The organism is Streptomyces sp. NPDC041970 (genome assembly GCF_055588985.1).
The window spans coordinates 18,485-44,882 of sequence record NZ_JBVJCD010000010.1; the positions used below are offsets into that span (position 1 = coordinate 18,485).

General features: G+C 72.6%; 25 protein-coding genes. 8 read left to right on the top strand and 17 right to left on the bottom strand.

Going from position 1 to position 26,398, the window contains the following annotated elements:
• Positions 1-201 precede the first annotated feature (201 nt).
• The 4 genes from ACZ6EJ_RS08045 (at position 202) to ACZ6EJ_RS08060 (ending at position 5,150) form a co-directional block, all read left to right on the top strand.
• On the top strand, positions 202-915 hold the full coding sequence (locus ACZ6EJ_RS08045) for an SGNH/GDSL hydrolase family protein (protein WP_469265315.1): 714 nt from the start codon (positions 202-204) through the stop codon (positions 913-915).
• Entirely contained in the window at positions 912-2,006 is a 1,095-nt protein-coding gene (locus ACZ6EJ_RS08050) for a methyltransferase (RefSeq protein WP_469265317.1), read from the top strand. The genes ACZ6EJ_RS08045 and ACZ6EJ_RS08050 overlap by 4 nt, the downstream gene beginning before the upstream one ends.
• Positions 2,003-4,477 (top strand): hypothetical protein, encoded by a 2,475-nt coding sequence (locus ACZ6EJ_RS08055; RefSeq protein ID WP_469265319.1) that lies wholly within the window; start codon positions 2,003-2,005, stop codon positions 4,475-4,477. The genes ACZ6EJ_RS08050 and ACZ6EJ_RS08055 overlap by 4 nt, the downstream gene beginning before the upstream one ends.
• A 412-nt stretch (positions 4,478-4,889) precedes the next feature.
• Positions 4,890-5,150 carry a transposase gene (locus ACZ6EJ_RS08060; RefSeq protein WP_469265417.1) on the top strand — a complete coding sequence of 87 codons (261 nt, stop codon included), beginning with the start codon at positions 4,890-4,892 and terminating at the stop codon, positions 5,148-5,150.
• Positions 5,151-5,164: 14 nt separating this feature from the next.
• On the opposite strand, the gene ACZ6EJ_RS08065 is transcribed toward ACZ6EJ_RS08060, so the two are convergent.
• The 11 genes from ACZ6EJ_RS08065 to ACZ6EJ_RS08115 are packed head-to-tail and all read right to left on the bottom strand — an operon-like array spanning position 5,165 to position 16,702.
• On the bottom strand, positions 5,165-6,607 hold the full coding sequence (locus ACZ6EJ_RS08065; protein ID WP_469265320.1) for an amino acid permease: 1,443 nt from the start codon (positions 6,605-6,607) through the stop codon (positions 5,165-5,167).
• A gap of 47 nt (positions 6,608-6,654) precedes the next feature.
• Entirely contained in the window at positions 6,655-8,421 is a 1,767-nt protein-coding gene (locus ACZ6EJ_RS08070; protein ID WP_469265322.1) for an LVIVD repeat-containing protein, read from the bottom strand.
• A gap of 45 nt (positions 8,422-8,466) precedes the next feature.
• Entirely contained in the window at positions 8,467-9,717 is a 1,251-nt protein-coding gene (gene kynU, locus ACZ6EJ_RS08075; RefSeq protein ID WP_469265323.1) for a kynureninase, read from the bottom strand.
• A complete protein-coding gene (gene dmpG / locus ACZ6EJ_RS08080; protein WP_469265324.1) occupies positions 9,711-10,763 on the bottom strand; it encodes a 4-hydroxy-2-oxovalerate aldolase in 1,053 nt (350 codons plus the stop codon). The genes kynU and dmpG overlap by 7 nt, the downstream gene beginning before the upstream one ends.
• Positions 10,760-11,620, bottom strand: coding sequence for an acetaldehyde dehydrogenase (acetylating) (locus tag ACZ6EJ_RS08085; protein WP_469265419.1), 861 nt, complete (start codon positions 11,618-11,620; stop codon positions 10,760-10,762). Before ACZ6EJ_RS08085 ends, dmpG begins: the two co-directional genes overlap by 4 nt.
• Positions 11,621-11,670: 50 nt before the next feature.
• The gene (locus tag ACZ6EJ_RS08090; protein ID WP_469265325.1) at positions 11,671-12,693 is read right to left on the bottom strand and encodes an amidohydrolase family protein; all 1,023 of its coding nucleotides are present in this window, start codon (positions 12,691-12,693) and stop codon (positions 11,671-11,673) included.
• Positions 12,690-13,262, bottom strand: a complete 573-nt coding sequence (locus ACZ6EJ_RS08095; protein ID WP_469265326.1) for a 3-hydroxyanthranilate 3,4-dioxygenase — start codon at positions 13,260-13,262, stop codon at positions 12,690-12,692. The genes ACZ6EJ_RS08090 and ACZ6EJ_RS08095 overlap by 4 nt, the downstream gene beginning before the upstream one ends.
• A complete protein-coding gene (locus ACZ6EJ_RS08100) occupies positions 13,259-13,684 on the bottom strand; it encodes a RidA family protein (RefSeq protein WP_469265328.1) in 426 nt (141 codons plus the stop codon). Before ACZ6EJ_RS08100 ends, ACZ6EJ_RS08095 begins: the two co-directional genes overlap by 4 nt.
• Positions 13,681-14,469 (bottom strand): 2-keto-4-pentenoate hydratase, encoded by a 789-nt coding sequence (locus ACZ6EJ_RS08105; RefSeq protein WP_469265330.1) that lies wholly within the window; start codon positions 14,467-14,469, stop codon positions 13,681-13,683. The genes ACZ6EJ_RS08100 and ACZ6EJ_RS08105 overlap by 4 nt, the downstream gene beginning before the upstream one ends.
• The gene (locus ACZ6EJ_RS08110; protein WP_469265332.1) at positions 14,466-15,287 is read right to left on the bottom strand and encodes a 2-keto-4-pentenoate hydratase; all 822 of its coding nucleotides are present in this window, start codon (positions 15,285-15,287) and stop codon (positions 14,466-14,468) included. Before ACZ6EJ_RS08110 ends, ACZ6EJ_RS08105 begins: the two co-directional genes overlap by 4 nt.
• Positions 15,284-16,702, bottom strand: coding sequence for a 2-hydroxymuconic semialdehyde dehydrogenase (locus ACZ6EJ_RS08115; RefSeq protein WP_469265333.1), 1,419 nt, complete (start codon positions 16,700-16,702; stop codon positions 15,284-15,286). The genes ACZ6EJ_RS08110 and ACZ6EJ_RS08115 overlap by 4 nt, the downstream gene beginning before the upstream one ends.
• A gap of 197 nt (positions 16,703-16,899) precedes the next feature.
• On the opposite strand from ACZ6EJ_RS08115, the gene ACZ6EJ_RS08120 reads away from it, so the two are divergent.
• Both ACZ6EJ_RS08120 and ACZ6EJ_RS08125 read left to right on the top strand, forming a co-directional pair.
• Entirely contained in the window at positions 16,900-17,856 is a 957-nt protein-coding gene (locus ACZ6EJ_RS08120; RefSeq protein ID WP_469265334.1) for a LysR substrate-binding domain-containing protein, read from the top strand.
• A 417-nt stretch (positions 17,857-18,273) separates the two neighbouring features.
• The gene (locus ACZ6EJ_RS08125; protein WP_469265336.1) at positions 18,274-19,653 is read left to right on the top strand and encodes a serine/threonine-protein kinase; all 1,380 of its coding nucleotides are present in this window, start codon (positions 18,274-18,276) and stop codon (positions 19,651-19,653) included.
• Between the two features lie 478 nt (positions 19,654-20,131).
• On the opposite strand, the gene ACZ6EJ_RS08130 is transcribed toward ACZ6EJ_RS08125, so the two are convergent.
• Entirely contained in the window at positions 20,132-20,293 is a 162-nt protein-coding gene (locus tag ACZ6EJ_RS08130; RefSeq protein ID WP_469265337.1) for a hypothetical protein, read from the bottom strand.
• A gap of 183 nt (positions 20,294-20,476) precedes the next feature.
• On the opposite strand from ACZ6EJ_RS08130, the gene ACZ6EJ_RS08135 reads away from it, so the two are divergent.
• Positions 20,477-21,871, top strand: a complete 1,395-nt coding sequence (locus ACZ6EJ_RS08135) for an NPCBM/NEW2 domain-containing protein (protein ID WP_469265338.1) — start codon at positions 20,477-20,479, stop codon at positions 21,869-21,871.
• Positions 21,872-21,950: 79 nt separating this feature from the next.
• A complete protein-coding gene (locus ACZ6EJ_RS08140; protein WP_469265339.1) occupies positions 21,951-22,604 on the top strand; it encodes a hypothetical protein in 654 nt (217 codons plus the stop codon).
• Between the two features lie 250 nt (positions 22,605-22,854).
• On the opposite strand, the gene ACZ6EJ_RS08145 is transcribed toward ACZ6EJ_RS08140, so the two are convergent.
• The 5 genes from ACZ6EJ_RS08145 to ACZ6EJ_RS08165 form a co-directional block, all read right to left on the bottom strand.
• Positions 22,855-23,121, bottom strand: a complete 267-nt coding sequence (locus tag ACZ6EJ_RS08145; protein ID WP_469265341.1) for a DUF4235 domain-containing protein — start codon at positions 23,119-23,121, stop codon at positions 22,855-22,857.
• On the bottom strand, positions 23,118-23,585 hold the full coding sequence (locus ACZ6EJ_RS08150; RefSeq protein WP_469265342.1) for a DUF3618 domain-containing protein: 468 nt from the start codon (positions 23,583-23,585) through the stop codon (positions 23,118-23,120). The genes ACZ6EJ_RS08145 and ACZ6EJ_RS08150 overlap by 4 nt, the downstream gene beginning before the upstream one ends.
• Entirely contained in the window at positions 23,582-23,827 is a 246-nt protein-coding gene (locus ACZ6EJ_RS08155; protein ID WP_469265343.1) for a phage holin family protein, read from the bottom strand. The genes ACZ6EJ_RS08150 and ACZ6EJ_RS08155 overlap by 4 nt, the downstream gene beginning before the upstream one ends.
• Before the next feature lie 414 nt (positions 23,828-24,241).
• Complete coding sequence (locus ACZ6EJ_RS08160) at positions 24,242-25,039, bottom strand: SDR family NAD(P)-dependent oxidoreductase (RefSeq protein WP_469265344.1); 798 nt, start codon at positions 25,037-25,039, stop codon at positions 24,242-24,244.
• A 534-nt stretch (positions 25,040-25,573) separates the two neighbouring features.
• Positions 25,574-26,218 (bottom strand): dihydrofolate reductase family protein, encoded by a 645-nt coding sequence (locus ACZ6EJ_RS08165; RefSeq protein ID WP_469265346.1) that lies wholly within the window; start codon positions 26,216-26,218, stop codon positions 25,574-25,576.
• Positions 26,219-26,398 lie beyond the last annotated feature (180 nt).

Genomic DNA, 26,398 nt, shown 5'->3' on the forward strand with positions numbered 1-26,398 from the left:
GGGGTTTCGATGGGTGCGGGCGGGTCGGATCGACCCTTCTTGCTCCGGACCCCTCGGGTGGGCAGGCGGGCGGACAAGGTATGAGCACGGCCGATCGTATTGATTGTTGGCCGGTGGTGCGAAATGATGCGAACGGCCGTGTCGCCCCCTCGGTGCGCGACCTCCCGACTCGCATACGAAGAAGGGACTGCGGCACACGTGATGCCCTACGACAGTGACAGCGCACGTGCGGAGCGCGTCGATCCGTACTGCCTGGAAGAAGGGGAGGCGGACCGGCTGCTGGTCGGGCACCCCTGGAGGCGGTTCGTCGTGTTCGGGGACAGCGTGGCGGAGGGCCTCGGCGATCCCGTACCGGGCTACCTCGACCAGCCCTGGGCCGACCGGCTGGCCACCACCCTCCAGCGGCACGCTCCCGGCATGGCGTACCGCAACATGGGCCGTCGCAACACCCGCGCCGCCCTCGTCCGGTCGTCCCAACTGGCCAAGGTGCTGGACTTCCGCCCGGACCTCGCCCTGGTCGCGTGCGGAGGCTACGACACCCTCGTCACCGGTTTCGACCCGGAGCGCGTCGGCGCCGAGCTGCGCGCCATCGTCACCGCGCTGCGGGAGAGCGGCTGCACCGTCGTCACCGTCAGCATGATCGACGGCTCGCGGGACCCGCGGATGACCGCCGCCGTACGGGAACGGTTCGGGCAGCGGCTGCACGCGTTGGCGGAGGTGACGGGGAGGCTCGCCCGCGAACTGGAGACCATCCACATCGATCTCTTCGATCACCCCGTCGCCGGTGAGGGCGGTCTGCTCAGCGCCGACGGCAGGCACGCGAACCGGCGCGGCCACGCCATCGCGGCCGCAGAGGCGATTCGCTCCATCGGCGCGTACCTGGACCGGACCGGCGTGAGGAATGGTGTGGCATGACAGCGACTTTCGACCGGACGGTCGCCGCGCCCTCCGTACGGGACCGGATCGCGCTCCTCGCCATCCTGACCGGAGGCTGGCCGGCCCAGGCGTGCTACGCCCTGACCAAGCTGGGGGTGCCGGAGCTGTTGGCCGAAGGCCCCCGCCCAACCGATGAGCTCGCCGCGGCGACCGGCGCCGATGTCCGCGCGTTCCGCCGCCTGGTGCGTGTGCTGACCGCGGTCGGCCTGTTGAATGAACCCGAGCCCGGGGTCGTCGCGTTGACGCCCACCGGCAGGCTGCTGTGCGGCGACACCGTGCGTTCCAGCCGTCCTGCCGCGCTGCTGTTCGGTGAGGAGGTGCACCGGTCCTTCGGCGGGATCATGGATTCCCTGCGTACCGGGCTTCCCGCCTTCGACGCGCTGTACGGGCTGCCGTTCTACGACTATCTCGCCGACCGGCCCGAGGTGGCCGCCGAGTTCACCGCCGCGATGGGCACCGCCCCGGTGCCGCCCGCGCTGGACAAGGTGGACCTGAGCGGCGCCGCCACGCTGGTGGACGTCGGTGGCGGCCAGGGCAACCTGCTCGCCAAGTTGTTGCCACGCCATCCGGGGATGCGCGGTGTGCTGGCCGAACTGCCGGAGGCGCTCGGCCCGGCCCGCGAACGGCTGGCCGCGCTGGGCCTCGCCGACCGGATCGATCTGGTGGCGGGCAGCTTCTTCGACCCGCTGCCCGCGGGCGGCGACGTCTACGTCCTTTGCCGTGTGCTGCACAACTGGGACGACGAGCGAGCCGCGCAGATCCTGCGCCGGGTGCGCGAGGTGATCCCGGACCATGGCCGGCTGCTCGTCGTCGAACGTCTGGAGGTTCCGGTGCCCGAGGGCTCCGAACTGTCCCAGCAGGCGGTCCAGGAACGGCTGATCGATCTGCTGATGCTGGTGATGCTCCAGGGCTGGGACCGGTCGGAGACCGAGTACCGGGGCCTGCTCGAGGACGCCGGTTTCGATGTCCTCGCCGTGCACAGCCCCAGGACGCGCTCCGACCGGGCCGAGCGCGTCATCGAAGCGGTGCCCGCCCGCCCGGCCGCACCGGTCGACGGGGAGACCCGGTGACCACGTCGGACACCTCCACCGTCATCCCGGCCACGGGTGCGTGGCCGGAGTCCGCCGCCGGGGAGCGGTTGTTGGTGGTGAGTGTCGGTGCGCGTCCCGCGTTCCACGACACGGTGCGCACCGCGTTGGCCGATGCCACCGACGGCCCTGGGGACCCGGAGGGGCCGGTCCATGACGACCGGCCGGACGTCTATCAGGAGACGGTCCGGCGTGCGCGCCGCTTCCTGGCGCGGGCGTTGGCGGACGACGAGGTCGCGTTGGTGAGCGCGGACACGCTCGCCGAGGCGGCGGAGGCGGTACGGGGCGCCACGGCCGGCTCTCCGGGCCTTGCCCTCGCGCTGCTGCTGGTGGACGCGCCGTCCGCCGGGCTGGACACCGACCCGTTCGCGGACACGGTCCAGCCGGCGCTCGCGGGGTTCTTCGCGGCGCTGCCCCGTGAGGTGATCGCCCACGAGTCTGCGTACAGCGTGCATGTGTACGACCGGCTGGGGCGGTCACCGGTCCGGCTCGGGCGGCCGTACACGCTCAAACAGGTGCCCGACCGGTCCTGGCTGCTCGCCGCGGATGTCATCTGCGCGTTCACGGACCAGGTGCAGTACCGGCACGTCACCCAGGTCATCCGTGCCGAGTCCGTGCCGCGGCGCGTGCTCGCCCAGTGGCTGCACTCGTTCCTGACCGCGCGCGCCGGCGACACCTGGGGGCTGCACTACTACACCGGCTCCATCATGACGGGCCTCATCGGTGAGCTGGAGCGGACCGCGGAACACTCCGGCAACCCGGTGCTGCGGGGCCCCTCCGAACACGCACTGGCCTGTGGGGCATTGGCGCGCTGGCAACTGGACGAGGCGCCGTTCCTCATCGTGGTCACCAACGGCATGGTCGACGAGTTCAAGGGCACCCTGGCCAACTTACGCGAGTCCCGGGCCCGTGGCTTCATCGTCTGCGGTGAGCCGGATCCGGGCGGCTGGTTCCCGTTCCAGGGGACGATCGACCAGGACGGCGACTCCCGTGAGGTGCTGCGGGCCCGCCGTCTGGTCACGCTCCATCTGGACGATCCGGCCCGGCTCCCCGCGGACCTCGCGGCGGCCCGGGAGGCGTACGACGCCGATGAGGGCCCGGTCGTCCTGCTGGCCACCCACGCCGTGCTGAACGCATCCGCCACCGGGGAGGAGCCGGCAGCACCGGGTCCTCCCCCCACCAACCGTGTCCAGGTCACCGAGAGCGCCCTCACTCCCGTGGTGCGGCTGGTCAACGAGGAACCCGCCCGGTTGCTGTGGCAGTGCGGCCGGCTCGACGAGGAGGAGCGCGCGCTCACCCTTGCCCTCGCCCGGTCGGCCGGGATCGCGCTCGCCGACTCGCTGACCCGGCCCGGCACGGTGAGCCGCTATCACGCGGGCGCGTCCGTACCGAACTATCTGGGCACTCTGGGGATGATGGGCTGCTCGGCGCGCGTGCACGCGTTCCTGCATCACGAGGGACGGTTGCGCGGCCGGGCCGACCAGGCGCTGTTCTTCCTCAAGAGCCGGATCACGGAGCTGTCGACGCCGTTCCCGCCGGACGCCCTGGAGCGCCGGCTGCGCGTTGTGCAGGTCACCGACACCCCCGGGCACATCGCGCCGTTCACCGATCACCCGGTGGTCGGCGACGCCAAAGGATTCCTGCGGGCGCTGCGTGAGCGCCTGGTGGTCGATCCGCAGGTGCTGGAGGGCCGCCGCAGGGCGATCGAGGAGACACGGGACAGCGCCTCCGATGTGCTGCACCGGCTGCCGCTGAGGCCGATGAGCCCGAACTACTTCTTCCATCAACTCGGCGAACTGCTCGACGAGCTGATCACCGATCACGGTTACACCTATACCGGGCTGTACGAGGTGGGGCGCGGCGGCATCTCCGCCGTGCGGAACCTGCCGCGCACCGGGCCTGGCTTCTCCGGATGGTACGGGCGGGCGCTGATGGGCGACGCGCTGCAGGCGGTGCCCGCGGTGGCCGTGACGCGCGACGACAACGTCCTGGCGTTCGTCGGGGACGGGGCCGGCGCCCTCGTCCCCGACATCGTGCCCACGCTGGTGCAGCAGGCGGTGCTGTACGGCAGGCGGCCCGCCGGCAACGTCAGCGTCTTCCGGCTGGTCGACGGCGGCCACTCCGTCATCCGTACCTACCGCGAGACCCAGACCGCGGTCGCGGCCGACCGTCAGACGCAGGTGCTGCATGTGATGGAGCCCGAGTGGTCGCACGCCTACGGTCCGCTCACGGTCTCGCACCGTCATCTCACCGACGTGCCCCGCGAGGAGCTGCGCGAGCGGCTGCTGCGGCGCGGCGCCGTCGATCTGTACTCGGTGGAACTGGCGCACAACAACGAGGGCGACGGCATGAACGCGGCCGGGGCCCTCGGCTGGCAACGCGACGAACTGGCCGAACTCGCCTTCACCGTCGCCCGCACGACCCGCAGAAGGGCCGCGCGGGGCCGTCACTGACCGGGCAGGCGACCCGTGCGCGCCCGCAACAGTCCGGCAGGGGCGGAAGGCCCCCGGCCGGAGCCGCGACCGACACCACCGGGACGGCCACGGAGCCGTCGCCGGCAGGGCGCTCAACGCCGCTTCCCCGGTCAGCCCGTGGCCGGCCGGGGAGGCCGCGTACCGGGTCCTCCGGCTCCCGCCGCGGCGGGCCCGGCCGCGGCGGTGAGCGGGGGCCGGGGCGGCACGGAGGTCCGTCAGCCGTGGGCCGCCCCGAGGTCACGCGCCATGTGCAGCCGGAGCTCCGGCGCCGAAGGGCCGCACCGAGGTTCGGAGCGGCCCTTCGTGACGGACGCGAGGCGGCTGGGCGATTTCCTTTGGATCGGTCGTCCGTTGGTCGGGGTGTGCCGTTGGCTGATGCGCAGGGGCGCGGATCGAGCCGTTGCTCCCTGACCGGACGCCGCAGCGGGGTGGCCGATGGCGGGACCACCGTGAGGTGATCGACGCGATCGCCTGCAAGGGCCGGACCGGTGTCCAGCGGGTGCACCTGCCGGAGAAGCGCGCCGACCGGCGGGGCGTCCACAACCGGCTGCGGATGGGGGCCGTCGACGGCACGTGGGGGCGGGTCTTCACCGCTCCGGTGGCCCGGGCCGGCGCGGACATCGCAGGCGTCCCCCTCTGGTCCGCCCGCTGATCCGAACGAAACCGCTAGGCGGGGCGCCGTCGCCGTGCCGTCAGGGCGTAGCAGGCGAGGAGGACGAGGGTGAAGGCGATGCCGATGACGGCCGCCTGCCGCATGTCGGGCACCTTCACCGCTGTCGCCGCGACGGCGAGGACGCCGAGCCCCGCGACGACGGCGAGCTTGTCGCCGCCCCGGACGGAGAAGCCGGTGAACTCGCCGGGGTGCGCGACGCGGTGGCGCCGGAAGGCGACGTACGAGGCCAGGATCAGCAGCCACACCAACATCACCGCGAAGATCGCGATCGACATCATGACGCCGAAGAGGCCGCTGACGTCGTAGAAGGCGAGCAGGGCCGCGGCCGCGATGCCCAGCGTGGAGGCGGCGATCGCGACCGCCGGGACGCCCCGGCGGTTGAGCCGGGCCAGCGGCTTCGGCGCGAGGCCGTCGTCGGCGAGCGAGTGGAGCAGCCGGGAGGCGCCGTACAGGTGGGCGTTGGCGGCGGACATGGCGGCGATGAGCACGACCGCGTTGGTGACGGTCGCGGCGGCGGGCACGCCGATCTCGGAGAAGACCCGGACGAAGGGGCTCGCCTCGACGCTGCCGTCGCCGTCCGCCATCCGGCGCCATGGGATCAGGGCCAGCACCAGGGTGATGGAGAGCAGGTAGAAGAAGCCGAGGCGCCAGGCCAGTTGGCGCATCGCGGTGCGTATGGTGCGCTGCGGGTCGGCGGCCTCGGCGGAGGCGATGGCGACGACCTCGAAACCGGCGTACGCGAACATCACCACGGACATGGCCAGCCAGATCGAGCTCGGGCCGTGCGGGAGGAAGCCGCCGTCGTCGGTGAGGTGCGCGAAGCCGGTGGCCTCGGTGTCCGGCAGCCCGAAGAGGACCAGCAGTGCCGCGCAGAGGATGAAGGCGCACAGGGCCGTCACCTTGATGCTGGAGAGCCAGAACTCGGTGGTGCCGAAGGACTTCACGCTGATCACGTTGACCGCGAGGACGATCGCCGCGACGGCGAGGATCGCCACCGACATCGGCACCGCAGGCCACCACCAGCGGATGTAGAGCGCGGAGGCGACGACCTCGGTGCCGATGACGACGACGGCGCTGAACCAGTACAGCCAACTGCTGAGGAAGCCGGCCCAGGGGCTCAGGTAGCGGCGGGCGATGGTGCCGAACGAGCCCTGGACGGGGTGGGCGGCGGACATCTCGCCGAGCAGCACGGCGATGATCGCGACCAGGACCGCCCCGATCACGTACGAGACGATCACGGCGGGCCCGGCGACGGACATCGCCGTACCGGAGCCGAGGAAGAGGCCGGTGCCGAGCGCGGAGCCCAGCCCGATCATGGTGGTCTGCCGGTGGGTGAGGGAGCGGACCAGCCCCTTGTCGGAGCCGGACTCGGGAGCGGGTCTGGCGCCGTCGGCGGCCGGCGGGGCGGGGGCTGCGGAGTCGCTGGGTGAGGCCATGGCGGTGGGCCCTTCTGCACGGGAGTGGGCGATGGGGGGAGGGTCGGTCAGAACTCGCTGTTGCGGAACGGCTTGGCGGGGGCGTCGAGGTCGGGCTTGCCCAGGACCTTCGTCGAGAGGGCGTAGATGCCGTGGTTGGTCAGGGCCCAGGCGATGTTCCGGTCCCACTCCACGTAGACCCCGTGGGTCTGGTTGCCGTACGCGTATTCCGCCGTGTCGCGGCCGTACGCCTTCGGCACGAAGTACGCGGAGATCTCCGGGTCGGCCGGGTCCGACACGTCGAAGAACTGCACGCCCGCGTTGTAGAAGCCGTAGCCGAGGGTGCCGGCGTCGTGCTTGCCCGGGTTGGTGTAGTAGCCGGTCCGCTTGGGGCCGAAGCTGCCGCGCCGCTGGCAGTAGTCCGTGAAACCGGCCGACTTGGGCGGTACCGGGCGGGGGAGGACGCCGACGACGCGGGGGTTCTTCGGGTCCTTGGCATCGATCTGGTAGACGTCCTTGTAGGGCTCGTAGCAGTCCTCGGTGAGCGGGTAGCCGGAGTAGTAGATCATTCCCGTCTTCTCGTACTGGGAGACGTCGATGTTGTCGCCCTCGGTGCCCGAGACCGACGCCGGGAGGTCGAGGTGGCTCACGGTCCGCAGGTTCGACGGGTCGGAGACGTCGAGGACCGTCAGGCCGTAGCCGCCCATCGCGGCGAAGGCGTACCGTCCGCCCTTCTCCACGGGCTTGGGGAGGAAGAGCGGCATCCGGGCGCCCATCCAACTGGTGCGGTTGCCGCAGCGCGGGTTCTGCCGGTAGGCCGCGTCCTCGCCGGTGCGCTGGCCCGGCAGGTGCCAGGTGTCCAGGAGCCTGGGGTGGGCCGGGTCGGACATGTCCCAGGACTGGTAGCCGGCCGAGTGGAGGTTGGTGGGGTACTCGGTGCCGGAGTAGGTGTCGTCGGGCGCGGTGGCGATGAACATGTACTTCTCGCCCGTCCAGTACGGCACGTCGATCGAGCCGGAGCCCTGCTGGGCGGTGGCCGGGTCGCTGCGCAGCGGGTCGGCCTGGGTGGAGTCGGTGGAGACGGTCGCGAGGAGCTTCCAGTCCTTCTTGCGCGGGCCGTCGAGGCGGTACACCTTGAAGCCCTTGAGCCCCGGCTTCTCCCGCAGCTTCCGTACGCCGTCGGGGTTGTCGTACTTGTCGAGCGGCGGATGGTCGGAGAGTTCGGAGATCTGCCGCTTGCTCTCGAAGCTCTGCACCATGACGTAGGCGTTCAGCTTCTTGTTCCACTGGACGGTGGAGGCGCCCCAGTAGTCCTGCGCCGCCCAGTCGCCGTTGGACCGGGTCTCGTCGCCGCCGACGTCCTCGCGGCTCATCCGCTCGACGACCCTCACCTTCCGTACGTCGGTGATGTCGTAGACGCGGCCCTCGGAGCGGTCGTACTGGAAGAGGTAGCGGCGGCCGTGGAAGTCGACGACGTTCTGCCAGGTGTGGAAGTAGTCGGGGGTGAAGTCGGCGCCCTCGTAGGCCGCTTCGACCTTCATGTTCTTGATGTACGAGCGGGTGTCGTACGCGGCGTTGCGCCCCGGGAAGGGGTGGTCGGACTCCTCGTCGACGGGGGTGAGGGCGGGGTGCCGGAACGTGCCGTCGAGCTGCATACCGTACGCGCCCGGGTCGGCCGGCCCAGGGCGGCGGTCGGCGCACACGGCGCGGACGTTCGGGTCGGTGGCGGCGGCGGTCGCGGTGGCCGCGCCGGACGCGCCGGGGAGGAGCAGGCCGGCGGTGACGGCGGCCGCGGCGACAGTGGCGAGAGCCGTGTTCCTGCGGGTGAAGCGCATCGGACGGTCCTTTCGGGGCGGGGGGGGAGAGAGCGGACGGGGGGCTCAGGTGACGGTGGGGCGCCGGCGGAACTCGGGGGCGAGATGGGCGCCGGAGGTGACGATGTCGCGCAGCTCGACCACCGCGCGCAGCACGTCGGCGTGCGTCACGTACAGGGCGTTGAAGCCGAAGCGGAGCAGGTCGGGCGCGCGCATGTCGCCGATCACGCCCCGAGCGGTGAGCGCCGCGACCAGCGGGTACGCCTCCGGGTGCCGCAGCGCGACCTGGCTGCCACGGCGCTCCGGCTCGCGCGGGGTGGCCGTGGTGAAGCCGAGGCCGTCGAGGAGGATGTCGGCGCACTCCTGGAAGAAGCCGGTCAGGGACAGGCTCTTCTTCCGCACGGCGGCCATCTCCACCCCGTCGAAGGCGGTGAGCGCGGCTTCCAGGGCGATCAGGGAGAGCAGCGCGGGGGTGCCGATCCGGGCCCGGGTGATGTCCGCCGCCGGGGTGTACGTCCCCGCCATCGCGAACGGCTCGGCGTGCCCGTGCCAGCCGGTCAGCGGATGGTCGAAGCCCTCCTGGTGGCGGTGGGCGACGTACGCGAACGCCGGGGCGCCCGGCCCGCCCGACAGGTACTTGTAGCCGCAGCCGACCGCGAAGTCCGCCTCCACCGCGTCGAGTTCGACCGGCAGGGCGCCCGCCGCGTGGCACAGGTCCCAGTGCATCAGGGCCCCGGCGGCGTGCGCGGCGGCGGTGAGCGGGGCCATGTCGTACAGCTCGCCGGTGCGGTAGTCGACCGGTGCGTACGCGGCGACGGCGACGTTCCCCGCCTCGGCGGCCAGCACGGCGGCGGCGTCCCGCGCCGGCACCCGGCGGACGTCGAGGCCGAGCAGCCGGCCCACCGAGTCGGCGATGTACTGGTCGGTGGGGAAGTGGTCCGGGTCGGTCAGCAGCAGCCGGCGGCCGGGGCGCAGCCGGGCGGCGGCGAGCAGGGTGTTGAAGAGCTGGACGCTGGTCGAGTCCCCGGCGACCACTTGCCCGGGGGCCGCGCCGACCAGCCGGCCGATCGCGTCGCCGGTCCGCACCGGCGCTTCCCACCAGCCGTTGGCGTTCCAGGAGCGGATCAGGTCGATGCCCCACTGGCGGTGCACGGCGCCCTCGACGGCCGCCGGGACGGCGGCGGGCAGGGCGCCGAGGGAGTTGCCGTCGAGGTAGACGACTCCGTCGGGGAGGAGGAAGCGGTCCCGGACAGCGGCGAGCGGGTCGGCGGCGTCCAGCGCCTCGGCGCGGGTGGTGAGGTCGGGGTCGGTCAGCATGTGGGGGCTCCGTGGTCGGGGGTGGGGGTGGCGGGATCGGCGGCGGTCCGGGTGAGGTCCAGGGCGATGTCCGTGAGCAGGTCCTCCTGCCCGCCGACCAGCCGTCGCCGGCCCGCCTCGACGAGCAGGTCGCGGGTGTCGAGCCCGTGCCGGGCGGCGGTCGCCTCCGCGTGCCGCAGGAAGCTGGAGTACACCCCGGCGTAGCCGAGCATGAGGGTCTCCCGGTCGACCCGCACGGGCCGGTCCTGCGTCGGCCGGACCAGCTCCTCGGCCGCGTCCGTCAGGGGGAAGAGGTCGCAGCCGTGCTCCCAGCCCATCAGGTCGAGCACCGCGACCACCGGTTCCAGCGGGGCATTGCCCGCGCCCGCGCCCTGCCCGGCGAGGGAGGCGTCGACGCGGTGTGCGCCCGCCTCCACCGCAACGATGCTGTTGGCGACGCCGAGACCGAGGTTGTGGTGGGCGTGGACGCCGATCTCGGTGGCCGGGTCGAGGATGTCCCGGTAGGCGCGGACCCGGTCCCGCACGCCGTCCATCGTCAGTCGGCCGCCGGAGTCCGTGACGTACACGCAGTGCGCGCCGTACGACTCCATCAGCCGTGCCTGCGCGGCCAGTTCGGCGGGCGGGGCGAGGTGGGACATCATGAGGAAGCCGGAGACGTCCATGCCCAGTTCGCGGGCGAGCGCGATGTGCTGGGCGGAGACGTCCGCCTCCGTGCAGTGGGTGGCGACGCGGACCGAGGTGACGCCGAGCGCGTGGGCGCGGCGCAGGTCGGCGGCGGTGCCGATGCCGGGCAGCAGCAGAGTGGTGAGCCGGGCCCGGTCGAGCACCTCGGCCGCCGCCTCCAGCCACTCCCAGTCGGTGTGGGCGCCGGGGCCGTAGGTGACGGAGGAGCCGGAGAGGCCGTCGCCGTGGGCGACCTCCACGGCGTCCACGCCGGCCGCCTCCAGGGCGGCCGCGATCGCCCGTACCTGGTCGAGGGTGTAGCGGTGGGAGACGGCGTGCATACCGTCCCGCAGGGTGACGTCCTGGACGTAGACGCGGGTCATCGGCCCGTGCTCCGTTCGGCCAGGCGCTCGGCGGTGCGCAGCGCGGCGGCGGTCATGATGTCGAGGTTTCCGGCGTAGGCGGGGAGGTAGTGGGCGGCGCCCTCGACCTCCAGGTAGACCGAGACGAGCAGCCGGGCTCCGCCGCCGAGCCGGACCAGCGGGTCGTCGGCGGCGAGCGTCCGGAACTGCGGCTCCTGCTTGAGCCGGTAGCCGGGGACGTACGCGGCGACCTCGGCGGCCTTCGCGTGCACCGACGCGGCGATCCGGCCGGTGTCGGCGTCGTCGACGAGGCAGTGCACGGTGTCCCGCATGAGCAGCGCCGGTTCGGCCGGGTTGAGGACGATGATCGCCTTGCCGCGGGCCGCGCCGCCGACCCGCTCCAGGGCGCGGGAGGTGGTCTCGGTGAACTCGTCGATGTTGGCCCGGGTGCCCGGCCCGGCGGACCGGGAGGCGATCGAGGCGACGATCTCCGCGTAGTGCACGGGGGTGACGGCGGAGACGGCGGCGACGACGGGCACGGTGGCCTGTCCGCCGCAGGTGACCATGTTCAGGTCGGGAGCGTCCAGGTGCTCGTCGAGGTTGACGGAGGGGACGACGTAAGGGCCGAGGGCCGCCGGGGTGAGGTCGATCAGGGTCTTCCCGTACGGGGTGAGCTCGGCGGCGTTGCGGTGGTGGGCGGCGGCCGAGGTGGCGTCGAAGACGACGTCGATCCCGTCGAAGCCGTCCAGGGCGATCAGCCCGGCGACGCCGTCGGAGCTGGTCGGCACGCCGAGCCGGCGGGCCCGTGCGAGCCCGTCGGAGTCCGGGTCGATGCCGATCATCGCGGCGGCGGTCACGAGCCCCGAGCCGCGGATCATCTTGATGAGGAGATCGGTGCCGATGTTGCCCGATCCGATGACGGCGGCCTTCACCGCACGGCCTCCTTCAGCAGGGGGGTCAGTCCGAAGAAGCGGACGGCGTTGCCGCCGAGGACCGCCTCGCGCTCGGTGGCGGCCAGGCCGCTCTCCCGTACCAGCCGGCCGATGGACTCCTCGCCCAGCGGGAACGGGTGGTCGGAGCCGAGCAGCACCCGCTCCGCGCCCATCACGTCCACCAGGAGCCGCAGCGCCCCCGGATCGAAGACGGCCGAGTCCACGGCGAAGCGCTCGGTGTAGTACGACGGCGGATGCGGGCTGTCGGCGCGCACGATGTCCCGCCGGTGCCAGGCGTTCTCCGCCCGGCCCAGCAGGTACGGGAAGCTGCCGCCGCCGTGCGCGAACAGCAGCCGCAGCGACGCCGGGAGCCGTTCGAAGGCGCCGGAGAGGATCAGCGACAGGATCGTCAGGTGGGTATCGGCCGCCATGCCCGCCAGCCAGGCCAGCATGTAGCGGGAGTGGCGCGGCCCGGCCGGCAGGTCCCACGGGTGGACCAGGACGGCCGCGTCCTCGTGCGCGCAGTGCGCGAGGAATTCGAGGAGGGCGCCGTCGTCGAGGTCGCGGTCGCCGAGGTGGTTGCCGATGTGGACGCCGTGGAAGCCCTCCCGCATCGCCTCGGTGACCATCGAGCAGGCGGCCTCGGTGTCCTGGAGCGGCACCTGGCACAGCGGGGCCAGCCGGCCGGGGGCGTGCGCGGCGTACCGCAGCAGGTGCCCGTTGACGGCCCGGCACCAGTCGGCGGCCCGCGCCGCCTCCAGGTCGTAGCCGAACAGCAGCGGTGTGCTGGACAGCACCTGCACGTCGACGCCGAGCCGGTCGAGGTCGGCGACGCGGGCGGCCGGGTCCCACAGGGTGCGGCGCACCGGCCGGTACTCGGCGGCCCCGGCCATCATCATCCCGGCGTCGGGGCCGTCCGCGGTGCGCAGCCACGGGCCGTCCTCGGAGCCGGTGATCCGGCGCGACTCGGCGCGGCCGATCTCGGGGAAGACGTGCGCGTGGACGTCGACGACGGTCATGCGCCGCCCGCCTCGTCGCGCCGGGTGCGGGGCCGCAGCTCCTCGGGCCAGTCCTTGCCCGGGTGGAGGGCGCCGCAGTGCCCGCAGGCGCGGGCGGCCGCATCGGCGTAGAAGGCGGAGAAGACCGGCGGCAGGTCGTCGACGATCGAGGTGAGCTGCACCTCGCTGCGGTGCACCAGGTGGTGGCACTCGACGCAGTACCACTCGAAGGCGTCGCGGAGGCCCTGCGGCCGGGCGAACTCGACGACCAGGCCGATGCTGTCCTCCTCCGGCCGCTGCGGGGAGTGCCGCAGGTGCGCCGGGGCGAGGAAGACGTCGCCCTCGCGGATGTGGACGTCGCGCGGCGGCCGGCCCTCCTCCTCCATGACGCGGAGCACCATGTCGCCCTTGAGCTGGTAGAAGAACTCCTCGATGGGGTCGTCGTGGAAGTCGGTGCGGCGGTTGGGGCCGCCGACGACCGTCACCATCAAGTCGGCGTCCTGCCAGATCTGCACGTTGCCGACCGGTGGCTTCAGCAGGTGGCGGTGCTCCTCGATCCACGCCTGGAGGTTGAACGGTCTCATCGTCATCGGTGCGGTTCCTCGCTCGGGTGCTGGGGGAGGTGGGCCACCGCGCTGATCTCGATCAGCAGGTGGGGGTGGGGGAGCTGGTGGACGGCGACGGTGGTCCGGGTCGGCCCGGTCTCGTCGAAGTACTCGGCGTAGACCTCGTTGTAGCCGCCGAAGTCGTTCATGTTGACCAGGTAGGCGGTCACCGACACCAGGTCGTCCAGACCGCCGCCGACGGCGGCCAGGATGGCCGCGATGTTGTCGAGGACCGCGCGGGTCTGGGCCCGGATGTCGAGGTCGGTGACGCCCATGGGGTCGGCGCTCGCCCCGGTGAAGCCGCCGTCCGGGCGGCGGGAGCTCGTGCCGGAGACGAAGACCAGGTCGCCCGCGCGCCGCAGGTGCGGGAAGCGGCCGCGCGGCGGGGCCGCGTCGGGGACGATCACGCCGCCTCCCCGGTGGTGAAGCCGACGGAACCGAGCCGGGCCACCGCGGTCCGCACGTGCGTCCCCGGCGGCAGCGGCACGGCGGCGGTCGCCGCCCCGGCGAGGACGACCGTCCCCGGGGCGAGCGGGCCGGCCAGCCGGGCGGCGGCGGCCAGCGCGCGCAGCGGGTCGCCGAGGATCGCGGCCGTCGAACCGGTCTCGGCCGGGCGGCCGTCCACCTCCAGCACCACGCCCAGGTTGGCCAGGGACCGCAGTCCACCCAGCCCGGCCGCCGCGGTCCAGGGGCCGAGCGCGTACCCGGCGGCGGAGGTGTTGTCCGCGATCACTTCGGGCAGCGAGAAGCGGAAGCCGTCGTAGCGGGAGTCGATGACCTCCAGGGCCGGGGCCACCGCCGCGACCGCCGCCGCCGGGTCGCCGCCCGGCGCGAGGACCGCGCCGAGCAGGAAGGCGATCTCGGGCTCGACCCGGGGGTGGATCAGACCGGAGACGTCGCAGCGCCCCCCGTCCGGGATCTCCATCCGGTCCGTCAGCCGCCCGTGGATCAGGTCGGAGACGCCCATCTGCCGCATCTTGGCGGCGCTGGTGAAGCCCAGCTTCACCCCGGTGGGACGCTCGCCCCGGGCGAACCGCCGTGCCATCAGCGCCTCCTGCACGGCGTACGCCTCCGCGGTGGTGGTGAGGCCGCTGCCGCCGCCGGGCAGCGGGCGCGCGCCCAGGGCGGCCGCGTCCAGCGCCTCCGCCAGCACGGCCGGGTCCACCGGTGCCATCGGGTCTGCCAGGGTCATCGGGGGTCTCCTTCCGCGGCGGCGGGCCCGAAGGCCGCGCGCACCGAACCGAGTCCGTCGATACGGGCCTCCAGCACGTCGCCTGGCGCCACCGCCGTCATCGGCCCGAGCGCCCCGGTGAGCAGCGTCTCCCCGGCCCGCAGCGGCGTGCCCAGCCGGACGAGCGTGTCCGCCAGCCAGACGGCGGCGTGCAGGGGATGGCCGAGGCAGGCGACGCCCGCGCCGGTGGAGACGGGCTCGCCGCGCCGCTCCAGCACCATCCCGGCGGTCCGCAGGTCCAGGTCCCGCAGCGGCACCGGGCGGGTGCCGAGCACGTACGCCCCGCTGGAGGCGTTGTCGGCGACCGTGTCCACGGCCGTGATGTCCCAGTCGCGGATCCGGCTGCCGACCACCTCGACGGCGGGCAGTGCGAAGGCGGTCGCCCGGATCACGTCGGCCACCGTGTGCCGCTCGTGCGGCAGGTCGTGCTCCAGGACCAGCGCCACCTCGGCCTCGGCCTTCGGCTGGAGCACCACCCCCCAGGGCAGCTCCGCGCCGTCCGGCACGGCGGTGTCGTCGAACAGGGCCCCGAAGTCCGGGGTGTCCACGCCGAGCTGCCGCTGCACGGCGGGCGAGGTCAGGCCGACCTTCCAGCCGGTGATCCGGCGCCCCTCGGCCAGCCGGCGCCGGGTCAGCAGCGACTGCACGGCGTAGGCCGCGTCCAGGTCGCCGGCCGGCAGCAGGTCCCGGACGGGGGCGCAGGGCACCCTTGTGCGGTGCGCCCGGTCCAGGCGTTCGGCGGCGTCCCGCACCGCCGGGTCGTTCCGGGTCGTCGTCACAGCTTCACGCACACGTTCATCGGCTCCGAGAAGAAGTCCAGGGAGTGGTCGCCGCCCTCGCGCCCGATGCCGGACGCCTTCACCCCGCCGAACGGGGTGCGCAGGTCGCGGAGGTTCCAGGTGTTGACCCAGGCGATGCCCACGTCGAGGGCCGGGGCGACCCGGTGGGCGCGGCGCACGTCGCCGGTCCACACGGTGGCGGCCAGCCCGTACGGCCCCGCGTTCGCGAGGGCCAGCGCCTCCTCCTCGGTGTCGAACGGCGCCAGGTGCACGACCGGGCCGAAGATCTCGTCCCGGACCGCCGGATGGTCCTCCGGCAGCCCGGCCAGCACGGTGGGCTCCACCCAGAAGCCACCGTCCCGCTCGTCCCCGAAGCGCGGCGCCCCGCCGCCCGCCAGCACCTCGCCGCCGTCGGCGGCCGCCCGTTCCAGGTGGCCCAGGACCTTGTCGCGGTGGGCGGCCGACACCATCGGCCCGTAGCCGGACAGCTCCTTCGCCCCGGCGGCCAGCCCCGCCGCGAACGCGTCGAACACCGGCCGCTCCACGTACACCCGCTCGGTGCACAGGCAGACCTGACCGCTGTGGGTGAAGGCGGACCGCAGGGTGCCCGCCACCGCTTCCTCCAGGTCGGCGTCCGCGAAGACCAGGCCCGCGTTCTTGCCGCCCAGTTCGAAGGAGACCGGCGCCAGCCGGGCCGCCGCCGCCCGCATGATCTCCACACCGGTGCGGGACGCACCGGTGAAGGCGACGGCGTCCACCCCGGGGTGCTCGGTCAGCCACTGGCCGGCCGCGTCCGGCCCCCGCCCGTGCACCAGGTTGAAGACGCCCGCGGGGATGCCCGCCTCCGCCATCACCTCGGCCAGCAGGCAGGCCGTGCCGGGGGTCAGCTCGGACGGCTTGGCGACGACCGCGTTGCCGGTGGCGAGGGCCGGGGCGACCTTCCAGGTGAGCAGCAGCAGCGGCAGGTTCCACGGCGAAACCACCGCGACGACGCCGAGCGGCTTGCGCACCGTGTAGTTCAGAGCACCCCGGCCGTCGGGCGTCGGGGTGTGCCAGGACCGCTCGCTCCGCCCGGCCAGCAGCTCCGCGTAGGAGCGAAAATTGGCCACCGCGCGCGGGATGTCGACCGTCGAGGCCAGCTCGCGGGGCTTGCCGGTGTCGGCGCACTCGGCGGCGACGAACTCCTCGAAGCGCGCCTCGATCCCGTCGGCGATCCGGTGCAGCAGCCGCGACCGCTCCGCCGGGCTCCACGCCGCCCACGGCCCGCGCAACGCCGCGTGAGCCGCGGCCACGGCCCGGTCGACCAGCTCCCGCGACGCCTCCGGCACCGCGCCGACGGTGCGGCCGGTGACCGGATCGACGAGCGGGAACGCCACGCCGGACGCGTCGAACCCGCCTCCTACGTAATGACGCACGGGTGAACTCACCTTGCAAACCTCCGTTGCCGGGCCGGGAGCTGTCCGAAACTCGCCCCAGGGCGTGCCGGTATAGTGCGCCCACCCAGCTATGCCGATCCAATGCCGATCGGTAAGAGAGCCATAACGATCCTGGTATGTCGCGGTGCGGCCACGCCCTCTGGCGCCCCACCGCCACCCCGGAAGGAGCCCCGGCGATGGACCTCCTGGACGGCCGGCTGAAGTTCCGGCACCTGACCCTGCTCATCGCGGTCTACGACCACGGAAGCGTCGTCCGGGCGGCGGAGAGCCTCCACCTCACCCAGCCCGGCGCCACCCGCACCCTGCGCGAACTGGAGGCCGTCGCCGAACTCCCGCTCTTCGTCCGCGTTCCGCGCGGGATGCGACCCACCGTCTACGGCGAGGCGCTCGTCGGCCACGCCCGCGCGGTGGTCGCCGAGATCAGACGGGCCAAGGAGCACCTCACCGGACTGCGCCAGGGCCAGGACGGCACGGTCACCGTGGGCACCCTGCTCGCCGGGGCCAACGTGCTGCTCCCCCGGGCCGTGGCCCGCCTCAAGAAGGAGCGGCCCCGGCTCATCGTCGTGGTCCGCGAGGGCACCCCCGACGTCCTCCACCCTGCTCTGCTCGGCGGCGAACTCGATCTCATCGTCGGCCGGGTGGGACCCGCCCCCGGCGGCGGCGAGGCGCTGCGGCAGCGGATGCTCTACCGTGAGCCCATCCGGCTCGCCGTCCGTGCCGGGCACCCGCTGCTGGCGGGAGGGGCGGCCGGGGGCGCCGTCGCGCTCACCGACGCGCTCGCCTACCCGTGGATTCTGCCGGTCGAGCAGACCGCCCTGCGCCAGGAACTGGGCGCCCTCTTCGTCGACCGGGGGCTGCCGCTGCCCGCCGACCGGGTGGAGTGCACCTCCATCCTCACCATGCGGGCCCTGCTCCTCCAGACCGACATGGTGGCGCTCCTGCCCGAACTGGTCCTGCGCGACGACGAGCACCTCGCCGCGCTGCCGGTCGAACTCCCCTCGGTGGGTCGCACGGTGGGCGTCACCGAGGCCGCCCACCGCACCCGCACCCCCGCCCTCGAAGCCCTCCTGCGCCACCTCGACGAGGAGGCGGCGCTGCTCCGCGCGAGCCTCGCCGCCGGCGTGCACGGGTGACGGAGCGACGGGCCCCGGGGCGCGGCGGCGGCAGACCGGGAGCCGGACCGGCAGCCCGCGAGGTCCGCCGACGGCGGCGAAGGCGAGGCCCCGGTCCCGGCGAGCCGGGACGCGCACAACGCGTCGGGCAGGCGCCGGCCCAGGTCGTGAGAAGTCTCTGCGGTGCGCGGACGACCCGGTGGGGACTCAGGCCGGCGCCGTCTCCTTCGGAGACCGGGTCAGTCGCCGCAGGGCGCGGCGGGCGCGGGCGGCGAGCGCGGCCTTGCGGACGGTGAGGGACGCCCTCTCGGTGGTCCGGTCCTTTTCACCGCGGTGGCGCGGGGCTATCGCGCCTCCTAGCGGGTACCCGCTCGCGGTGGCTCGCCGGTCACGGCTCGTCGGGGTTGAGCACGCCCCCGCAGTGATAGCGGAGAGAGTATGGCGTTTCGAGAATCGGCTCGCGCCGCGGCTTCCCAGTGTTCCACCGAGGTGCTGGGCGGCCGGTACCGCCTGGACGAACGCATCGGCTCGGGTGGCGCCGCGGACGTCTACCGGGGACTGGACCTGCGGCTGGGGCGGCGGGTGGCGGTCAAGGTCTTCCGTCCCGACTCCGGCGTCGACGTGGAGGAGGACTCGCGACGGGAGGCGCTGCTCCTGGCCCACCTGCACCATCCATGCCTCGTCAGCGTCTATGACGCCGGCCAGGACATGGGGCGCGCCTTTCTCGTCCTGGAGTTGATCGAGGGACACACGCTGCGTCGCCGCATCGAGAAGGGAGCCGTCCCGATCGAGGAGACCGCGGCCCTGGGGGCCGATCTCGCCCTGGCCCTCGCGCACGCCCACGCGGCGGGAATCGTCCATCGGGACGTGAAGCCCTCCAACATCCTCCTGGACGCGGCCGGAAGCCCTCACCTGACCGACTTCGGCATCAGCCGACTTCTGGACTCCACCTACCGCACCGCCACGGGCACCCTCATCGGGACCGCCGCCTACCTCTCTCCCGAGCAAGTGCTCGGCCAGAGCGTCGGCCGGCCGGCGGACATCTACGCGCTGGGCCTGGTCCTTCTGGAATGCCTCACCGGCCACCGCGAGTACGACGGCGCCCCGCTCGAGGTAGCCATCGCGCGACTGCACCGCCCACCCGCCATCCCCGCTCACCTGCCCGAGCGTCTGAGGCGCCTGCTGCGGAGCATGACGGCGCCGGACAAGCACGACCGCCCCGATGCCGGCGAGTGCGCCGGCGCCCTGGCGGCCCTGGCCCGCAGCGCCCCTCTCGACAGCGGCCCCCCGAAACGAGTCACGAGCCTCTACGCGCCTTCGGGAACCCCGGAAACGGCGGACCGTACGCATCCGAAGCCTGCCGAGGGCGCCGGACGGACCTCTCGACGTACCGCGACCGCACGCGCACGCCCCTTCGTGGCGGGCGCCGCCGCGGTCACCGCCGGTCTGGCAACCCTCATCACGCTGACCGGCAATCCCCCACCACAACACCACGACGCCTCGCGTACGCCCGCGACAGCGTCCCCCACCGCGCACCGCGCACCGACGCGGACTGCGCCTGTGCGCGACCCCAGCCCCTCCCCCGCCGCCCCGCGCCCGACGAACCGGACGCCCGACGCCATCACCAGCAGTCACACAACGCCCGCCGCTACTCCCCTCAGGCGCACGACACTCACCCCTCCTCCGAGCCGGCCAAGCAGCCCGCCGAAAGCGGCCAAGGCTGCCAAGACGGTGGAGAAGCCCGAGAAGCTTCAGAAGCTTGAGAAGGCCGAGCGGAAGGCCCAGCGGAAGCAAGCCAAGAAGGCAGCGAAACACTGAGGACAATCGGGGCGGCCACAGGCTGATCGTCCAGGAGGCTGCTCCCGCTGTGTCGACCTTCAGCGCGCTCGCCGACCCTTCCGCGCCGCTCCCGAACTGCGCGGCTCGCGCCGTGGGGAGAGTCGAGGCCGGGCGGGAGGAAGGGGCCGCAGGGGCGAGGCGCCGAGCACGTTCGTCGTCCAGACCGCCTCCGTACGCCAAGTGGTGCACTCGGCGGCAAGGCGCCCTCGAGGTCCGGGCGTCGGCCCCGCCGGCGCCCGCCCGGTGCCGCTCGGCGCGCTGCTCGCACGCGGGGACAGCGGCTGCCCCCGCCCCCGCCGGAGGTCCCCGAGCTCGGTGCGCCTCGTCCTGCCCCGTCTCTGCGCCGGTGACGGCCGCGCGCTTCTGAACCTGTGGCGCCCTCGCATGGGCGGACGCCCCATGGCTTCCCCTACGCTTCGACGACACCATGTCGGAGCCTCCCTTCTGGATCGATCACTCAGCGCTGCCTGATCAGGGCATGGAGCATGAGGACGACGGCTACGGCGACGGCCAGCGCCGCACCGAATCGAGTGTTGCTGTACGCCGCGTAGCCGGCTGCCACGCCGGCCAGGGCGAGCACGACGGCGACCAGCACGTTCTCGTCGAGTGGGTCGTTCACGGTGAGTTCCTTTCACGGGTCAGCCACGGGATCCGGCCCTCGCCTCCCGGGCGGCGGCATCGTGCGCCCTTGGTCGCGGGGCCTGACGGATACTCTGAACGGGCTGCGCGGTGGTGCGCGACTGCACCACACTCACCACGTACGACTCTCGGTACGCGGTTGACTGGTGAGGGAGCGCACACGATGCCCACCGACGGCAGCACGCCGCCCGATGACGAGGACCCCCTGGGCATCGAGGCGAAAGCCGGGCTGAGAAAGGATTTCGGCGAGCGCCTCAGGCGTCTGCTGGAGCGGGCAGGGTTGGGGGCGCGTGAGTTCGGCAGGCGGCATCCCGCCTACGCGGAGACGATCCGCAGTTACACAGCCGGCCGGACGATGCCTCCGCTCAATGTGGTCGAAACCGTTCTGGAAGAAGTCGCCCGCCGCAGCGATCTGACCCCGCAGGCTCTCGAATCCGTCACCCGCGAGACACTGCGCGACTATCGGTACAGGCTCGGGCTGCTGGGCACGGCCGGCGGGAGTGATCAGAACTCGCTGCTGCTGCGCCTGTACGACCTGGAGATGGCCTTGCGGAGCGTCGCGGGCGAACTGGCGGATGTCCGCCGAAAGGAAGCGGAGGTCCGAGTCCGGCTCGAGGAGCTGTCCTCCAGGTCGACACACGCTGACGAGAGGCAGCGTCTGCGAGCCCAGGGCAAGGCGTTGGCGGTACGACGTGACGAACTCGCGCGCCGCCGCGTGGAGGCCGTACGAGAACTGGACGTCTGCCAGGACCGCTACCTCGAGGCGTTGCGTCACTCCCCCGTCGACGAGCGGGTTCTTCCTCCGGGGCCGGGTGGTGAGGGTGCACACCGTTCGCTCGGCAGGTCCGCTTCGGACGAGTCGCGTACTGGTGGGCGAGCGCACCAGCCGCCGACCGCCCCGCCGGATACCGGTAGGCGCGGCACGGCGCGCGGCCTGTCAGCAGGAGTGGGCATTGCCATGGCGACCGCGGTCGTCCTGGTGCTCGGTGTGTGGCTGGGTATGCAGAAGGCGGACTCGAAGGATCCGGCGGCGGGGGGCGAGCGGCCCACTGCCGTGCGGACCAGCGGCCCGGCGAAGCCGGAGCCGTCGACGAGTGCACCCGCCTTCTCCCGCAGTGCCCCTACGAGGCCCACTGTGCGCTCCTTGTCGGCGATAGTGCCCGAGGAGGGGTCCGAGGAGATGACTCCGGGCTCGTTTCGCCTGGCCGGCCGTGAGTACCCCGACAGTCTGTCCAGCGGCTGTCAGCTCTCGGGCAGCGTGCTCGACGGAGGGGCCGAGTACGCCTTGAAGGGGCGGTACACCCGGTTCACCGCCACCCTGGGGATCACCGCGGACGCCGATGACGCGGATGCCGTCGGCACGTTCGGCGTACGCGTCGACGGCAGGATGGCCGGATCATGGACCGCGACCCGCGACCGGGTGGTCGAGGTCGACCTGGATATCGGGGGCGCGGAGAGACTGACGCTGCAAAGCGTCGACCTGGTCGGTGATCCGCTCTACTGCAAGGTCGACTCCTTCGTCTGGGGCAACCCGAAACTCACCGAAACCTCCGGTTAGCAGGGATCGCGTCATCCGGGGCTCTCGTCCCCGTCAGCCGGTCCGCAGGTCGCTCATGGCAGAGGAGGAGGGGCAGGACGTGGAACCAGCAGAGGAACTGCGCCGTGCGGCACGAACGGCGGCTGCCGCGATCGCACCGGCCCTGCAGCAGCGCCTCATCCACGTGTACGGACAGCAGTGGCTGACAGCGGTCAACGAACGGCGCCGCCGCCGAGGCCACCCCGTTCCAGGCCGCAGTTTGCGTGACCACCGCTTCTGTCTCGCGGTCTTCGGCCATGACCCGGCGACAACCGGATGGGCGAAGGAACACTGGCGTCGCAGCGCGAGGCAGTTGGGCGTTCTGGCCAACCGCGCCGCACACGACGAGCCGGTCACGGCCGAAGACGTGGCGCGAGCCCGGTCCATCGCCCGAGCAGCGACCGCGTGGGACCTCCTCCCCGCCGAGGCACCGCCTCGGCGCACCCCTGTGGACCAGAACATCGAGGTGGAGGTGTTGCTGTCCTTCGCGGAGGCAGCGCACGGCGCGGTCGTACCGGTAACGCAGCGTCATGGCGTCGGCAGGGACCGCTCCACCACGACGCTCAACGTGCGCTTCCCGGCGGGCATCACCGAAGGGCAGAGACTCCGTCTGCCTGCGCACCGCCTGCCCGACTCGCTGCGCGCCCAGTGCGAGAACGTATGCCTGCGCGTGCGTGTGGTCCTCGACCCACGCCTCGGCCGCTCGGGAGCCTGAGCCGCAGATCCCGCCTGCCCCCGCACAGGCGGGACATGGCTCCGCCGCCACGGGGTTTCCGCGCGGGAGGCCGGGCAGCCGCGTTCTCCGGACACGTTGACGACGGCCCGGCCTGCGGACATCCGCCGCGTGGGGCCGGGGACGGCCCGTGTTCGCACGGGACGTGCGAGGTGCCGGATCTCAGGCGTCCGTACGGGGCGGGGGGTGAGCGTCGCGGCTCACCCCCGGATCCCGCGGGCGCAGCACGGAGTCACCCCGGCCACGTTCCCGTGAGTCGCCTGGTCGCCTCGGCGCCCGAGCGCTCGACCGTTGCCCTGACCACGGAGAAGATCGCACCCTGCACTGCGGCGGCGAGAAGGATCTGCCGCCACGAACGGCCCTCGTCCAGGGCGTCAGGCGCGTCGCCCCGACCCTCGATGAGCTTCCACGTCTGCTTGAAGACGGCACCGGCGATCATGCCGCTGACCGCGCCCAGAGCCAGGCCGACCGGCTTGTACGCGACCTTCGACGCCTTCATCGGTTGTGTCCGCGGCCGTGACGGACCAGCAGGAAGACGAGCAGGACGGCACCGCCGGCGAGGAGCGGGGCCCGGTTGGCGCGGACAGCCGTCGCGACTCGCTCCGCCTTCTCCATCAGGGGATCGGGGACCTTCTCCGTCACGCTCCCGGCGACCCGCGCCGTGCTCTCACGCATCTGTCCGGTGAACCGTGCGGTCCGCTCCAGCACGGTACCGGCCGTCCCGTCCTTCACCTGCTGCGCGCCGTCGGCCACCACTTCGCGGATCCGGCCCGATGCCGTTCCGGCCTTGACGGCGACCTGCTCCTTCACCGCGGCGACCTTCTCCTCGGCCTGCGCCTTGACGTCCGCCTTCGCGGCGAGAGCCTCGATGGTCTGCCCGAGTTCGTCGCGCGTCCGCTCGACCCGTTCGCGCAGCTCCTCCGGGGTGGGCGTATCCGCGTTGTTTCGCGATGCGTCGCTCATCGGTGTGCCTTCTCCTTGCTTTGCTCTCGGCTCGATGCGGTCGCGGCGGCCACCGCCGTCGGCATGACCGTGACGACGAGGACCGCTGCGCGCACGGGCAGGACCCGTGCGAGCGCGGCGATGCGGGTCGCCACCGGCGCCTGGGCGACCAGGATGCCGACGACACCCGCGGCGCCGAACAAGCCGCCATCATTTCCGTAGCGTTTGCCCTTCTGCGCCGTCTCCGAACGTGCCGAGTGCATTGCCTTGCGAACCAGATCCGCGATCCGCGCCGAGGCGCGGGATCAGGGCGCCGGTGGAGTCGTCGCCGAAGGTCGGGGTCCGTTGCCGTGCTGTGCTCACGACCCGTCTACGACCTGCCCGCGCGGCCGGCCGAGCGGAGGGATCGGCGCCCCCGTGCCCCGTGTCCCGGACGAGGGCCTCCACGCGGAGGTGCCGCCGGAGCCCCGAGCCCATTCCGAGGCCCTGGGAAGACCGACCGAGCTGCTCGCCCGCGTCGAGGAGCTGCGCTTCGACGCCGGCCCCCGGGCGGCCGCCGCCACGCGCCCCAGCTCCGCAGGCGATGAGCAGGCTGGAGAGGCACCGGTGGCGCAGGGCCCCTGTGTGCCGTCGCGCAGTTGCGCCGCGGGGCGAGTGAACCGGACGGGGACGGGGGTTCACTGAGGGAGCTGGGCCCGGCGTCCGGGAGCGGCGGACGACTGCATGGTCATCCCGCCGTCGACGACGAGCAACTGGCCGGTGAGGTAACGGGACTCGTCGGAGGCGAGGAACAGCATGGTGTGGCCGATGTCCTCGGGTGAGCCGAGGTAGGGCAGCGCATTGCCCTTCCTGAGGTCCTCGACGACGGAGTCAGGCAGGTTGTCCTCGAGCGCGGGCGTCAGTACGGCACCGGGCGCGACAGCGTTGCACCGCACGTTGCGCGGGCCGTACTGGACGGCCGTCGACCTGGTGACGTTGACCACGGCTGCCTTGACCGCTCCGTACGTCGTCTGCAGGACGTCACCGACCAGCGCGGCGACGGAGGCGGTGTTGATGATCGATCCCCCGCCGGCCCGGAACATGTGGGGCAGGGCGTGCCGGGTACCAAGGATCGTGCTGGTCAGGTTGCGAGCGATCCCCCGGTGGAACTCCTCCATGTCCATGCGCAGTACGTCGAGGTCGGTGCGTGGGTTCGTACCGCCGACGTGGTTGCAGAGCACGTTCAGACCGCCGAATTCCCGAACGGTCGCTGTCATCATGTCCGCGATCGAACCCTCGTCGGTGACGTCCACCGTCACCGGGAGGGCCTGTCCGCCCTCTTTCTCGACGAGCGCGGCGGTCCCCTCCGCGGCAGCGGTGTCGTAGTCGGCGACCACGATCCGGGCGCCTTCGCGGCTCATCAGGCCGGCGGCGGCACGGCCTATGCCGCTGCCCGCGCCGGTGATGACGATGACCTTGTCCTTGAGCCGGTCCATGGGCCGATCCTTTCCTCGTGTGTGTCGGCGGGAGGCAGCGGGAGCCGCTGCGCCGGCGGCGTTCCCCTCGGTCTGCACGCAGACCGGCAGGGTCTACGTGCTCATGGCCGCCGGCATCGCGGTGCCATCGATGCCCGCCCGCACAGAAGTCAGCGACTATCAGCATTATTTGTCGCATTTCGGATGCAAGGCCACGATACATCGCATCCCACCTATGCATGTTACATACATAGGTGGGATGGAGGCGCCCTCATGGCGACGTGTCCGCACGCGACTGCGCGCTGGAGGCGGGTCCAGGTCGCCCGGATACGCGACCCCTGGGAGGACATGCTCCGCGTCACCGGCTCCTTGACCACCAGTACCGTGCGCGCTCACGACCTGCGCCCGGATCCGCACAGCCCGGTCGATCAGCAGGTGCCGGAGGCCCGTTTCTCGCAACCCGACAAGTAACGCTGAGTGATCACCGTTCGACGGCCCGCCTCAGGACAGCCCCGGAAGGCAAGACAGCCGGCCGGGACCAGCCTTGAGGACCGGTCACTTGCGCCAGAACAGGTGGTGCGTCACCCCGCTCGGGCTGGGAACGACCTCCAGGTGGAACCGGTCGAGCAGCTCATCGGGCGACTGCCAGAGTCGTACTCCGGACCCGAGTCCCACCGGCGAGACGGCCACGTGGAGGGTATCGACGAGGTCGGCGTCGAGGAACTGCCGGATGGTGGTGGCCCCGCCGCCGAGTCGGACGTCCTTGCCCTGCGCCGCCTCCCGGGCCTGTTCGAGGACCGTGGCGGGGTCGCCGTCGACGAAGTGGAACGCGGTGTCGGAGAGCGTGAACGAAGGACGCTTGTGGTGGGTCATGACGAACACCGGGGTGCGGAACGGGGGCTCGTCACCCCACCAGCCGCGCCACTCATGGTCATGCCAGGGCCCGCGCTGAGGGCCGAACTTGTTGCGGCCCATGATCTCGGCGCCGATGTTGCGGGCGTAGTCCCGCGTCAGGTAGTCGTCGAGGCCCCGGCTGCCCCCGGGGGCGGCGCGCATGGGCCAGCTCGCAGTGGCACCGGCCCAGGCGAACAGCCTCTCGGGGTCGACATGACCGAACGGCCTCTCGAGGGTCTGGTCCTCACCGGCACCGATCCCGTCACTCGAGACGCTGAAGTTCTGGACTCTCAGTAGCTGGGCCACATGTTCCTCCTGTGATGGCGATAGCGGTGGTGAGCCTCGGATCGTCACCCTGAGGTCGGAGCCGATCGACGGATCTTGACCCGTACCGGCAGAATCATCTGATCTGCTGAACCCGCCGCCAGCATGTCAAGGGCGGTCGGCCGGCGACGACCACCCGGTGACGGGGCCCGACCGGGCGCC